We start from the raw sequence: 12,263 nt of genomic DNA on the forward strand, positions 1-12,263 counted from the left end.
CTTACTCCTCCCGTACCGCTATCGGCTCGGTAGCGTGCGCGGCAGCCCGAACCACGGCAGCACCGTGCTCTCGAATCGGGCCAGGGCGCTGATGCGCTCACCGGCGAGCGACAGGACGTACAGGCCGGTGCCGTGACTGCTGCCGTCCGGGCCGCGCAGGTAGGCGCCGAACGCCGGTTGGCCGTTGGCCCGCGTCGGTACCAGGTCGAATCGCCGCCCGGCGGCGAAGATGCCGGCGCAGAAGCGGGTGGCGACCTCGCGGCCCACGTATTCGAACGGGATCGGCGGCATCGACATGAAGACGTCGTCGGTCAGCAGTCGCACGAGCGCGTCCACATCGGCCGATTCCCACGCGTGCGCGAATCTCGCCACGATCGCCTCCTCGTCGGCCGACCCCGGTGCCGGTGACCGGCCGATCGGCCGGCGCCGCTCGAGTGCCGCCCGGGCCCGGGTGAGGGCACTGTTGACCGAGTCGACGGTGGTGTCGAGCATCCGGGCGGTCTCGGCCGCACGGAATCCGAGGACATCGCGCAGGACGAGGACGGCGACCTGGCGCGGCGGCAGCAGTTGCAGTGCGGTCACGAAGGCCAGCGAGACGGACTCGCTCAGCTCGTAGCGTGCCTCCGGGCCGGGAGGCACCCGCTCGAGCAGTGCGTCGGGACAGGGCTGCAACCACACGACCTCGCCGAGCCGGGAGGGCTCGGGCGGTTCGACGTTCGGCACGTCCCACTCCTTCGCCCGGCGCCGGCCCGCGGCCCGGCGCGCGTTCAGGCACCGGTTGGTGGCGATTCGGTACAGCCAGGTGCGCAGCGAGGAGCGCTCCTGGAATGCGCCGATGCCCTGCCACGCGGCCAGCATCGTGTCCTGCAGGGCATCCTCGGCATCCTGGAGCGAGCCGAGCATCCGATAGCAGTGCAGCTGTAGCTCCGTGCGGTACGGCGCGGTCAACGCCCGAAACGCCGCACCGTCGCCCGCCCGCGCCCCGGCCATCAGATCGCCGATCGCCACCGCGTCGTCATCTCCGTCTGTCATGACACACCTCCACCGAATATTGACACCACGGCGACCGTGAATGTGTCGGTCCGAACGCGACCATTTCGGCCCATGCGGCGGTGTCTGTCTCTGTAGCAGTCCCGCCACCCACAAGAGGAGTACCGCCATGGGAAAGATCGTCGTCTTCGAGAACGTGTCGCTCGACGGAGTGACCCAGGATCCGACCGGTGCGGAGGGTTTCAGCGACGCGGATTGGCGTGCGGCGCTGTCACCGGACGACCGCGCGGAATGGGCCCGGCTGATTCACGACGATGTGCTGGATGCACAGGCACTGCTGCTGGGCAGGCGCAGTTACGAATACTTCGCTGCCCGGTATCCGCGGCGCACCGGTGCGACCGCGGACCGCATGAACGGTCTGCCGAAATACGTTGTGTCCGCGACGCTGTCGGATCCCCAGTGGAACAACACGACCGTGCTGCGGGGCGATCTCGCCGAGCAGGTGGCGAGGTTGCGACACCTCGTCGACGGTGAGATCCGGATCTACGCGAGTACCGAACTGGTGCACGCGCTGACCGGCCACGGCCTGGTCGACGAGGTGCGACTGGCGGTATTCCCGGTGGTGATGGGCGCGGGGAGCCGGCTCTTCGCCCGCGCCGGCGGCTCGGCACCGGTCTCGCCGCGCCCCTTGCGGCTCACCGGGGTTCGCGCGGTCGGCACGAGTCTCGCGCACCTGACCTACGAACGCCTGCCGGACGCGTCCGCCGGACAGCCCGATCGCCGGGACGGCCGAACCGGCATTCCTGTCGGTGCCGCCGGGTAGCCTTCGGCTCATGAACCGGTATGCGGCCTGGTTGCGGGGGATCATGCCCAGCAACCCCAATATGCGCAACGAGAAGTTGCGGGCGGTCTTCGAGGGCCTCGGCTACGAGGGGGTGGGGTCGGTGCTGGCGAGTGGGAACATCGTCTTCGGCAGCACCGAAACCGATATCGCCGCAATGGAATCGCAGATCCAGGCGGCGTTGCAGGCGGAGCTCGGCATCGGCGGCGGCACCATCATCCGCAGCCGGGAGGAGTTGCAGAAGCTGGTCGACTCCGATCCTTTTCCCGGCCTCACACATGCGCGCGGCACCTATCTCACCGCGACCTTCGTGAAGGATCGAGCGGGGTCTGCGCCGCCGGACCTGCCCGGCAACTTGGAGTCGGCCGTGCGCATCGTGCGCTTCGACGAACCGGCGCGGGCGCTGCTGGCGGTCATCGACAACTCGGTCGCGGGCACGCCGAACCACATGTCGTGGCTGGAGACCGTCTACGGCAGGGACATCACCACCCGCACCTGGCTCACGGTGCAAAAAGTGCTGGCCAAGCTGTAGTTTTTCCTTCCTGAGGTCTTGACTGGAGAAAAAACAGGAGGAAACTAGGTAATACACCGGAACACCGGAAATCATCGCGGAGTCGAACGAGACGTCGAACGACTCACGGAGATGGTTTCCAGGATCTGGCCAGGCCCCCGGCAAGCCAGTCGAATATCGGGAACCGACAGCGACGACTGAGGTTCAGGTATCGATGGAGACTACCGGGGACTGCTGTGTTCGGGGGTCTCAACCGAGAGTCATTGCCGCGCGGACCTGTTCGGGGTCGAGCGCGCGTCCCGGCAGGGGATGGGCGGCCTCTGCGCGTAAGCCGTCGAGCAGGACCGTCAGATGCCGGCGCCACACCTCGGGGGCTACCTCGCGCACGCCGTCGGTCGCGCGCACCACCGACCACAGCAGGAGGCCGAGATCGGCTTCGGTGATGTCGCTGCGCAGTTGCCCGGCCTCCTGCGCTCGCGTCACCAATCGCTGGAACAGGGTGTGCCCCTGCTGTTTCGCCACCTCGATCGGACTGTCGGCGGGCAGCGAATACACGCAGATATCGGTGAAGCCGCGATCGCTCGCCTGCCACTGCGCCAGCTTCGTCAGGTGGTCTACCAGCCCCGTCCACGGGTCGTCCGCCCGCAAGGCGTCCTCCGCGCTGCGGCCCGACTCGACGACCAGGTCCAGTAACGCGTCGCCGATCAACGTCTCCCGGGTGGGGAAGTGGTTGTAGAGCGTGCCGATGCTGACCCCGGCGTCGCGTGCGATCTGATTCAGCGAAGCGTCGAGGCCCTCGGCCGTGAACCGCCGCCGGGCCGCCGCGGCGATCTTGTCCCGATTGTCCCGGGCGTCACGACGCCGCGGGCGCGCGCCGGCCGCCGTTTCCCCGGTACTCGCCACCTTCTCGACCATGACCTCACACTAACAACTTGAAAACCCACTCGACTTAGCCTTAACTTGAGTGGTCACTCAACTTGAGTGCCTTCTCGAGTTATGGAGGTTCGGTCATGCCACATCTGGCAGTGTTCGGCGCGGGTCCCGCGCTCGGATTGTCGGCGGCGCTGCGATTCGGCGGTGCGGGCTATTCGGTGACGCTGATCGCGCGCAACGCGGACACACTCGAACGGTTGCGGGCGCGGCTGGCGGCCGAGGGGATCGAGGTGGACGTCCTGCTCGCCGACCTCACCGACGACGCCCGGATCGACCACGCGCTCGCCGAATTGCGGAGGGCGCACGGACTTCCGGACGTGGTGGTCTACAGCCCGGGTGATGTGAGCCGGCTACCCGTCGATGCCTTGTCGCTGGACGCGGACACCCTGCGCACGTGGTTGCCGATCAACCTGACCACGCCGGTGCGCATCATGCACGCGCTACTGCCGGCGATGACGGCCCGCGGCTCGGGCGCCGTCCTCATCGCCCAAGGCGGAGCGGTGCGCGAACCGCAAGCGGCGCTGGCCAGTTCGAGCGTGCCGCAGTCGGCCTTGCTCAATTACCTGTACGCGATCGACCAGCAGGTCCGACCGAGCGGCGTGCGGGTGGGCGCTCTGCTCATCACCCGCCTCATCGAAAACAGTGCGGCGCAACAGTTGTTCGATTCCGGCCATTTCGCCTCGGTGGAACCGAACGACGTGCGGCGCGTCCATCCCGATGCTCTTGCCGAGGATCTGTTCGCCATGGCCACCATCGACACCGCCGTCGAGCGAGCGGCCTGAACCCGGGACCCGGGAGCCACACGTTCCGGCCCGCATCGTTGTCGCGGGCCGGAAGGGGGATTCGGTCGGGTGACGCTACGCCGCTCGTCGATTCTCGGGAATCGCCGCCGCCTGCTGCGGCTTGTCGCTCTCGTCGAAGCCCGGGCGGCCGGTACCGATGAACGCCACCAGCCAGGACAGGACCGCGACGAAGCGGTTGCGGAAGCCGACCAGATAGAACAGGTGGACGGCGAGCCAGGTAGCCCAGGCGATGGTGCCGGTGAACTTCACGCGGTCGTTGAGTTTGGTGACCGCGCTGAACCGGCTGATCACCGCCATCGAACCCTTGTCCCAGTACACGAACGGGGTACCGGGCTGCTTCTTGCGGCGGATGATGTCGGCGACGTGGCGGCCCTCCTGCATGGCCGTCGGCGACTGGCCGGGATAGCCGTTCAGCGAGGTCATATCGCCGATGGCGTAGATATCGGCGTGTCCGCCCACCGTGCAGTCCGGGTTGATGAGAAGCCGTCCGGCACGGTCGGTTTCGCAGCCGGTGGCCTCGGCCAGCAGCGTGGCGAATCCGCCGGCCGCCACACCCGCCGACCACACCACGGTCTCGGCGCCGATACCGCGCTCGACACCGTCCTTGGTCTTGACGGTCACCTTGCCGGCTTCGATGTCGGTGACGAAGGTGTCGAGCAGCACCTCGACGCCGTTGCGGCTCAACGACTTGCGCGCATACTCCGACAGGCTGCCACCGAACGGCGGCAGCACCGCGCCCGCGCCCTCCACCAGGGTCACCGAAATCTCCTGGTGATAGTGGCGTTTCGCGAGCTCCTTGAGCTGACCGGCGACCTCGACGCCGGTCGGGCCCGCGCCGACGACCACGAAGCTCAGCAGCCGTTCCCGGGTTTCCGGATCGGCCTTCGCCGCCTCGGCGAAGACGCGCTCGATCTGCGCCCGCAGCAGTTTGGCATCGTCGATGGTCTTGAGCGAGAACGTCTTCTCCGCGAAATCGTCGCGGCCGAAATACGATTGGGTGGCACCGGTGGCCGCGATCAGCGAGCCGTAGCGAATCTTGCGCGGCCCCTGCTCGGTCTCGTAGGTGAGGACGGCGGCAGCGGCGTCGATATCGACGACCTTGCCCAGCCGCACATTCGCGCCCTTGTGCCGGCGCAGGATCTGCGCGATCGGCGGAGCGATGTCGGTGGACGGGAGCACACCCGTCGCTACCTGATAGAGCAGCGGCTGGAACAGATGTTCCGGCGTCGCCGAGATGAGAACGTAGTCGATCCCCGATTTGCTGAGCTGCTTCGCGGCGGCGAGCCCGCCGAACCCCGAACCCACGATGACCACATCGGTGGTTTCGATTCCCGCATCCACGTCTTGCATGACAGCCTCCTTCTGTCATGAGTAAACGCGATTCATGCCCTGGATGTTTCGGGGGTCAGGGCGCATAATATTGATGACTCTTATCTAGATCATTCATGAATGGAGATCTTGATGGAACTTCGTCAGCTCACCTACTTCGTCGCGGTGTGCGAGGAGTTGAGCTTCAGTCGCGCCGCTGTGCGCTGCTTCATATCGCAATCGGCTATCAGTCATCAAATCGCGCGACTCGAACATGATCTTGGTGTGCAGCTCTTCGAGCGCTCCACGCGCTCCGTTGTGCCGACCGAGGCAACCGTTCGGCTACTTCCCCTTGCGAAACAAATGCTGAGCCTCGAATCCGCTATTCGCGCAGCTGTTCGCGACTCCGGACCGCGAATTCGCCTGGCAGCGAATATGTCTTTCGCAACAAGATCGCTATCCGCGATAGCCGGAGCACGCGAAGCGCATCCGGGTGCCGAAATCGAGTTCGTCATCAAGCCTTTCCGGCAGCGCATCGCCGCGGTCGCCGACGGCGATTGTGATCTTGCTCTCATTCGTGGCAGTGTCGAACAGCCTGGTCTGACGGTCGAACAACTGTGGGTGGAGGACCTCGTCATCGCCGCCTCGACCGCCCACCCGCTGGCCGGCCGCGGTGATGTGACATTGGCCGAATTGGGGAAATATCCGCTGCTGCTGCCCCCGGAGACGGAACAGGTGCTTCTGCACAACGTCGTCCGGCACGCGTTCGCCGAACTACCGACCCGCCCGAGCTACGGCCCGCCGATCCCGCCGGACCACACCGCGACGATGGAGTTGATCAATCGGCCGGACGCTTGGACGATCCTCTACGCCGACAGTGCCACCGAAGGGATCGCCACCCTGGAGCTCGCCGGCCGGCCGCTGCGCATTCCGGTGTCGGCCGTACTTCGCGGCGATATCCGGCGCTCACCCATCCTGGTCACCCTGCTGGCCGCCCTGCACAGCTCCTGAAAACGGAGCAACGCCGCACCGGAGGCCGGTATGGCGTTGCTCGGGGTGAAACGGTCAGGGACGCGGTTCGAGCCGGTGGAACAGGAATTCCACCAGCGTGATCAGCGATCGCAGGCAGGTGCCGCGGTCGCGGGCGTCCAACGCGGTCAGCGGGGTGCCCGGTTCCAGGTCCAGCGCATCGCGAATCTCGCTGAGCGGGAAGCGATGCGCACCGTCGAATTCGTTGATCGCCACGGAATACGGCACGCCGCGTTCCTCGAGGATGGAGAGCACCTCGTCGGCCTTGTCGATTCGGCGGGTGTCGACCAGCACCAGCGCACCGAGTGCGCCGTTGGCCAGCTCCTCCCACAACGGCAGGAACCGGCGCTGCCCCGGCGTACCGAACAGATACAGCGCCAGTTGCGGATTGAGCGTGATGCGCCCGAAATCCATGGCCACCGTGGTGGTCTGCTTGCCCGGGAGACCGGCCATATCGTCGATCCCGACGCTGGCCTCGGTGATGGTCTCCTCGGTGCGTAGCGGACGGATCTCCGACACGCTGCTGACGAACGTGGTCTTACCGACGCCGAAATTACCTGCTACCAACAGCTTCACCGACCGCGTGACCGTTTCCGGTACATAGTCGACCGTACGGTCGGTCACAGCGGCGGGTCGTTCGGACAGGGCGGTCGGGCGCTCAGACGGCGAGAGCGCGGAGCCCATTCAGTACCTCCTCGAGCAGTGCGACCTCCGGCACATGATCCGCCGGGGTCGGGTTGACCAGATGGCCGCTGTCGAGCAGGTCCGATACCACGATCTTCACTACCGAGGGCGGCAGGTCGAGATATGCGGCCACCTCGGCGAGCGACAGTGCAGCGTGCCGACTGCAGACGTTCAAAACCCGGCGCGCGTCCGGACTGGCACCGGGCGTCGGATCCTGTGCTGCCACAACCAGTGTCACCAGGTCGACCGAGCGAGTCGCACGGGTACGTCCGCCCGTGCGTACGTAGGCACGGACCAGGTCGGGATCGCGCCGGTGCTTGCTCATGCCCGATCGCTACCGGGCCTGTGGCGGGGCAGGCTGCCGAGTTCGCGGCCGACTCTCACGGCGAGTTCGTTCATCCGGTGAGCGACCATGCTGACGTCCACATCGGACATGGTCGAGACGCCGATCAGGGCGCCCTCACCGGCCGCGGTGATGAAGATCATGCCCTCGTCGTACTCGGTCATGTTCTGCCGCACCGTGTTCGCTCCGCCGCAGAACTCGCTGAGGGCCTTACCCAGGGATCTGAGGCCGGAGGCCGCGGCGGCGAAGCGCTCGGCGTCGTCGAGGGAGATGGCGCCGACGTGGGCGATGCGCAGGCCGTCTTCGGACAGTAGTACGGCGAATCGGACGCCGGGAACGGTCAGATCCTCGAGCATCCACGACAGCTTGTTATCGCCGTCGGTCACAGTGGTGCCGGGTGTGGCCATCAGGATGTCATCCCTTCGGAGTTGTCATGTGCGGCTGCACGTCCGCTGGTGGAACCGGTCTGCCAGGCTTCGGCGATGTCGACCCGGGGCAGGCCCGTATCGGTATGCGGCTGTCCGGTATCGGTGCGGGGCCCGCGGGCGGAGGCGGGCAACGCCACGCTGCGCCGCCGCCGGCGCGGCAGCCCGCCCGGCGTGATCTCGTGCACCGTGGACGACTGGCCGGTCGGTGTCGGATCCGCGGCCGGCAGCGGTTCCGCCTCGGCGACCGGCGCGGCCGGTGCCGCGGAGAGGGTCACCGGGGCCGGGGCGGCATGCGCGCTCCCGACCGCGGCGGGTGCCGCGGCGACCTCGATCGGCGTGGAAATTGGTGGCGCCGTAACGCTTTCGAGGTTGTCGGGCCGCGCGGCCAGCAGTCCCTCGGGTACGTAGACCATCGCGCGCATACCACCGTAGATATTGGGTCCGTCGATGTACACGGTGAAGCCGTAGCGGCGGGCCAGCGCGGCGATGCCCGGGAAACCCACCCGCGGGGTCGGGCCCAGTTGGTGAATGTCGACGGTGCGCTCGCCGGCGAGGACCTGGCGGGCCTCTTCCATCTGTTCGGGGTTCATCCGCACGCCGGCGTCGTCGATGATCACCGTCAGGCCGTGGTGGCCTTCCTGGAAGGTGACGTCCACGAAGGAGGTGGGCGGCGAGTAACGCAGCGCGTTGTCCAGCAGGGTGGCCATCGTGTGCACCAGCGGTTCGACCGCACGGCTGATGATCACCCGGTCGAGCTGCTGCGGCCGGATCCGGGTGAAGTCGCGGACTCGGCCGATGGCGCCGCCGACGATGTCGGTCAGCGACTGCTGCGGCCAGCGGCGACCGGGCAGACCGCCACAGACGATCACGTACGACTGCGCCTGGCGGATCATCTGCTGGACGCTGTGGTCGATGCGGATCAGCGTCTCGTAGACGTCGTCCCCGCGGTGCTGGCGCAGCGCGGCGCTCACCACCTGGCCGACGTCGGCGCCCAGGCTGACCACGGAGGTGCCGAACGCGCGGACCGCGGCGCTGGTCGCCTCGCGGGAGGCGTTCTCGACCTGTTCGCGGATACTGGCCTCGGTGGCGGAGATCGCCTGCTGCTTCTCGTATTCCAGCTCGTGGCTGGTGCGCTCATGGGTTTCGGCGGCCACTCGGTGCAGGTCGTCGGCGTAACGCTCGGTCAGCCGCTGCAGCAGCTGGGCGAAGCGAGAACCGCCGCGGTCGATGGCGGGCAATTCGACCGTCGATTCGGCGCGGCGCACCGAGTCGGCCACCAAACCCATTGTGGTGCTCGTGAAATGTTCGAGCTCGTCCTCGTGGGCGCGCAATTCCGCCTCGGCACTGCGGGCACGGGCGCGCTGCTGCGACGCGTAATACGCGGCGTACAGAGCTCCCGCGATCGTCAGTATCAGAATGGCGGCGAGGATCCACGAAAGAGTCACGGCGGTAGCTTGATTCATCAGTTCCCTCGGTGCCGGATTTCCGGCCGCTTCGTCCTTTCCAACTCGACGACCGCGATCGGCGCGGCCGGGATAACACTCAGGTCGGACGGCGGGAACGCGGCAGGCAGGATGATACTGCACCTAACCTGGAGGAGACCTCGAAGCGCTTACCGGACAGGCGAATTCAGCATCGACCCACCGGCGAGGATCCCGATCGGCCCCAGCACCCGACGACAGCAAAGATAGCAGCAATTCCGTGTGGCAGCGACCGATTCGTTATCTACGGCTCGGTAGGAATATCTTCATCGCCGGTGTTTCGCAATCGTCCTGTTTCGGTGCGGCTCAACCCACCTCGAAAGATGGCGCAATTCCGCTCAGGGCGGTGGCGACGGCGAAGTGTAACCGCAGGTCAGCGGGCGCGTGATCGTCGACGGCCCACGATATTTCCTCCATCGCCCGCAGAAACGCCCACCGGCCCGCGCGGCCGGGGTCGACGCCGGTGGCCACGGCCGTATCGGTGACCATTCGTTTCGCGTGCTCGGCGGTCGGCAAGCGCTGAATCCGAATCATGATCAGGAAACCGATATCGAATGCGGCCTCACCGAGATACGGCTTCGGGTCGATCAGCAGCCACGGCTCCCGTTCGGCGGCAACGATATTGCCCAGGTGGGTATCGCGATTGACGACGACCGGTGGTCCCTGCGGCCGGGCGAGTTCGGCGCATCGAGCCACCGCGGCGTCCAGCAGGGTGGACGGAACGGCGTGAACCAGTTCGGGTTTCGGTTGCCCGAAGCGGACGGACCAGTCGGCGAGCACAGCGGAAACGGTGGGAATGTCCGGATATCCGTCCGGCAGCGCGACCGGCGGGCGGCGCAGACGCCGGTACAACCGGCAGGCCACATCGACCTTGTCCGCATGTTCGGGCAGGCCTTCCAGGCTCGGGAATCCGGGCTGCGCCAGCAGTGGCGTGCCCGGCCGGGCCCACTCGAGCAGCAGGGCGCCGCTGCCGGGGTCGTAGTCGTGGAGGCGGACCGCTCCGTCGCCGTCGTAGCAGTACAGGCCGGCCGCCTCGCCGACGTTCTCCTCGTCGACGACCGGAATCTTCAGCACCGCCACCGAACCGTCGGCGCGGCGGACGGGGGCGGCGTAGGAGTGGGTGCCACCGGCGAAGGCGGCGCCGAGCGAGGTCAGCTGCCACTGCGCGCACAGCGCCTCGACACGCTCGGGAAGTTCGGTGAGCCAGGTCCGGCCGCGCGCGCCGAAGACCGTGCTCACGGTCTCGACGACCGCGGGTGGGAGTGCGATCGGCGATCCGGTCGGAGTCGGCACGGCCTCAGCCTGGCCGAGGGCGGTGGGGGCGCGCAAGCGGATTATCGCCTGCCCCAGGTGGTTCCGGGTGATGTTTCCCCGCGCGTGGCGATGGTCGCCTCTAGGCTTGGGCCGTGGGAAACGAGCACGTGCGGGCCTCGGACGCGGACCGGGAGCAGATCGTCGAGCGGTTGCGCGCGGCGATGAACGAGGGTCGATTGAATCTCGCCGAATTCGACGATCGGGTCCAGCAGGTCTACGCCGCGCGTACCTATGGGGAGTTGTCGCCGATCCTGTCGGATCTGCCCGCGGTGCGGGATCGGCCGGGCGCCGCGCGGCCCGGGCGGGTGCCGCCGTGGGTGCTGATCATGTGGACGCCGTGGATCTTCGTCAACATCCTGTGCGTCGTGATCTGGCTGGCCACCGGCGCCGGGTACTTCTGGCCGTTCTGGGTCGCGGTGCCGTGGGGGCTGGCGCTGTGCATACCGACCGTCATCGGCATCACCGTCGGCCGGAACCAGACGCAGCGGCCACCGGACTGAGCAGCGCCGACCGAGCACGCGGACGGAACGCAGACGGCTCGCCGAACCGATACCGCGAGGTACCGATTCGGCGAGCCGTACTCCCTGCAGGGGTCTCGATCAGCCCTTGTGGGTCTTGACCGCCTCGGTCAGCTGCGGCGCGACGTTGAACAGGTCGCCCACGATGCCGTAGTCGCTGATCTCGAAGATCGGCGCCTCTTCGTCCTTGTTGACGGCGACGATGGTCTTCGAGGTCTGCATGCCGGCGCGGTGCTGGATCGCGCCCGAAATGCCCAGGGCCACATACAGCTGCGGCGACACGGTCTTACCGGTCTGGCCGACCTGGAACTGGCCCGGGTAGTAGCCCGAGTCGACGGCGGCACGCGAGGCGCCGACCGCGGCACCCAGCGCGTCGGCCAGCGGCTCGACGACCTTGTGGAAGTTGTCCTCGCTGCCGACGCCACGACCACCGGAGACCACGATGGTGGCCTCGGTGAGTTCCGGACGGTCGCCACCGACGACGGGCTCGCGGGAGGTCACCTTGGTGACGCCCTCTTCCTGAGCCGGAACCTCGACGGTCACCTTCTCGCCGGCGCCGGCCTGCGGAGCCGCCTCGATCGCGCCCGGGCGCACCGAGATCACCGGCACGTCGCCGGTGGCCTTGGCGTCCACGGTGAACGCGCCACCGAAGATGGAGTGGACCGCGGTGCCGTCGGACTTGACGTCGATGACGTCGACCAGCAGGCCGGAGCCGATGCGGGCGGCCAGGCGACCCGACACCTCCTTGCCCTCGGCGGACGCGGCGACCAGCACGGCGGCCGGCGACGCCGACTCGACCAGACCGGCCAGCACGTCGACCTTCGGGGTGACCAGGAAGCCCTCGACGTCGTCGGACTCGGCGACGTAGATCTTCTCGGCACCGGCCGAGGTCAGCGCGTCGGCCAGCTTGTCGGCGGTGCCGGGCGCACCCAGCACGACCGCGGCCGGGGTGCCCAGCGTGCGGGCGGCGGTGAGGAGTTCGGTGGTGACCTTCTTGGGGGCACCTTCGGCGTGCTCGACGAGCACGAGTACTTCTGCCATGTTGCTTCTCCTGAAGTCTGTGGTGATTGCGCTCGGTGG

The 12,263-nt window shown here is 67.5% G+C and carries 14 protein-coding genes; 5 read left to right on the plus strand and 9 right to left on the minus strand.

Annotated features, from left to right (window positions below):
* Positions 1–18 precede the first annotated feature (18 nt).
* Entirely contained in the window at positions 19–1,032 is a 1,014-nt protein-coding gene (locus IG65_RS0115820) for an RNA polymerase subunit sigma-70 (RefSeq protein ID WP_051756122.1), read from the minus strand.
* A 127-nt stretch (positions 1,033–1,159) separates the two neighbouring features.
* Here IG65_RS0115820 and IG65_RS0115825 point away from each other — a divergent pair, with 127 nt between their 5' ends.
* Both IG65_RS0115825 and IG65_RS0115830 read left to right on the plus strand, forming a co-directional pair.
* The gene (locus IG65_RS0115825; protein ID WP_051756129.1) at positions 1,160–1,813 is read left to right on the plus strand and encodes a dihydrofolate reductase family protein; all 654 of its coding nucleotides are present in this window, start codon (positions 1,160–1,162) and stop codon (positions 1,811–1,813) included.
* A gap of 10 nt (positions 1,814–1,823) precedes the next feature.
* Positions 1,824–2,363: a DUF1697 domain-containing protein gene (locus IG65_RS0115830; protein WP_030515685.1), complete on the plus strand. Its 540-nt coding sequence runs from the start codon at positions 1,824–1,826 to the stop codon at positions 2,361–2,363.
* Positions 2,364–2,591: 228 nt separating this feature from the next.
* Here IG65_RS0115830 and IG65_RS0115835 read toward each other — a convergent pair whose 3' ends face one another.
* Complete coding sequence (locus IG65_RS0115835; protein ID WP_030515686.1) at positions 2,592–3,257, minus strand: TetR/AcrR family transcriptional regulator; 666 nt, start codon at positions 3,255–3,257, stop codon at positions 2,592–2,594.
* 95 nt (positions 3,258–3,352) lie between these two features.
* On the opposite strand from IG65_RS0115835, the gene IG65_RS0115840 reads away from it, so the two are divergent.
* Positions 3,353–4,057 (plus strand): SDR family oxidoreductase, encoded by a 705-nt coding sequence (locus tag IG65_RS0115840; protein WP_051756130.1) that lies wholly within the window; start codon positions 3,353–3,355, stop codon positions 4,055–4,057.
* A 75-nt stretch (positions 4,058–4,132) separates the two neighbouring features.
* Here IG65_RS0115840 and IG65_RS0115845 read toward each other — a convergent pair whose 3' ends face one another.
* Positions 4,133–5,428 carry an NAD(P)/FAD-dependent oxidoreductase gene (locus IG65_RS0115845; protein WP_030515688.1) on the minus strand — a complete coding sequence of 432 codons (1,296 nt, stop codon included), beginning with the start codon at positions 5,426–5,428 and terminating at the stop codon, positions 4,133–4,135.
* A gap of 111 nt (positions 5,429–5,539) precedes the next feature.
* On the opposite strand from IG65_RS0115845, the gene IG65_RS0115850 reads away from it, so the two are divergent.
* The gene (locus IG65_RS0115850; RefSeq protein ID WP_036524723.1) at positions 5,540–6,397 is read left to right on the plus strand and encodes a LysR family transcriptional regulator; all 858 of its coding nucleotides are present in this window, start codon (positions 5,540–5,542) and stop codon (positions 6,395–6,397) included.
* Between the two features lie 54 nt (positions 6,398–6,451).
* On the opposite strand, the gene IG65_RS0115855 is transcribed toward IG65_RS0115850, so the two are convergent.
* From IG65_RS0115855 to IG65_RS0115875, 5 genes are all read right to left on the minus strand, one after another.
* A complete protein-coding gene (locus IG65_RS0115855) occupies positions 6,452–7,099 on the minus strand; it encodes an ATP/GTP-binding protein (RefSeq protein WP_081879507.1) in 648 nt (215 codons plus the stop codon).
* Positions 7,074–7,424, minus strand: a complete 351-nt coding sequence (locus IG65_RS0115860; RefSeq protein ID WP_030515691.1) for a DUF742 domain-containing protein — start codon at positions 7,422–7,424, stop codon at positions 7,074–7,076. The genes IG65_RS0115855 and IG65_RS0115860 overlap by 26 nt, the downstream gene beginning before the upstream one ends.
* Positions 7,421–7,849 carry a roadblock/LC7 domain-containing protein gene (locus tag IG65_RS0115865; protein WP_030515692.1) on the minus strand — a complete coding sequence of 143 codons (429 nt, stop codon included), beginning with the start codon at positions 7,847–7,849 and terminating at the stop codon, positions 7,421–7,423. Before IG65_RS0115865 ends, IG65_RS0115860 begins: the two co-directional genes overlap by 4 nt.
* Positions 7,849–9,315 carry a sensor histidine kinase gene (locus tag IG65_RS0115870; RefSeq protein ID WP_227463003.1) on the minus strand — a complete coding sequence of 489 codons (1,467 nt, stop codon included), beginning with the start codon at positions 9,313–9,315 and terminating at the stop codon, positions 7,849–7,851. The genes IG65_RS0115865 and IG65_RS0115870 overlap by 1 nt, the downstream gene beginning before the upstream one ends.
* Before the next feature lie 342 nt (positions 9,316–9,657).
* The gene (locus tag IG65_RS0115875; protein ID WP_081879508.1) at positions 9,658–10,644 is read right to left on the minus strand and encodes an aminoglycoside phosphotransferase family protein; all 987 of its coding nucleotides are present in this window, start codon (positions 10,642–10,644) and stop codon (positions 9,658–9,660) included.
* Positions 10,645–10,757: 113 nt separating this feature from the next.
* Here IG65_RS0115875 and IG65_RS34765 point away from each other — a divergent pair, with 113 nt between their 5' ends.
* Positions 10,758–11,165, plus strand: coding sequence for a DUF1707 domain-containing protein (locus tag IG65_RS34765; protein WP_051756132.1), 408 nt, complete (start codon positions 10,758–10,760; stop codon positions 11,163–11,165).
* Between the two features lie 99 nt (positions 11,166–11,264).
* Here IG65_RS34765 and IG65_RS0115885 read toward each other — a convergent pair whose 3' ends face one another.
* A complete protein-coding gene (locus tag IG65_RS0115885) occupies positions 11,265–12,224 on the minus strand; it encodes an electron transfer flavoprotein subunit alpha/FixB family protein (protein ID WP_030515696.1) in 960 nt (319 codons plus the stop codon).
* Positions 12,225–12,263: the final 39 nt, after the last annotated feature.

It is taken from the genome of Nocardia sp. NRRL WC-3656, assembly GCF_000720265.1.
GTDB classification, from domain to species: Bacteria; Actinomycetota; Actinomycetes; order Mycobacteriales; family Mycobacteriaceae; genus Nocardia; species Nocardia nova.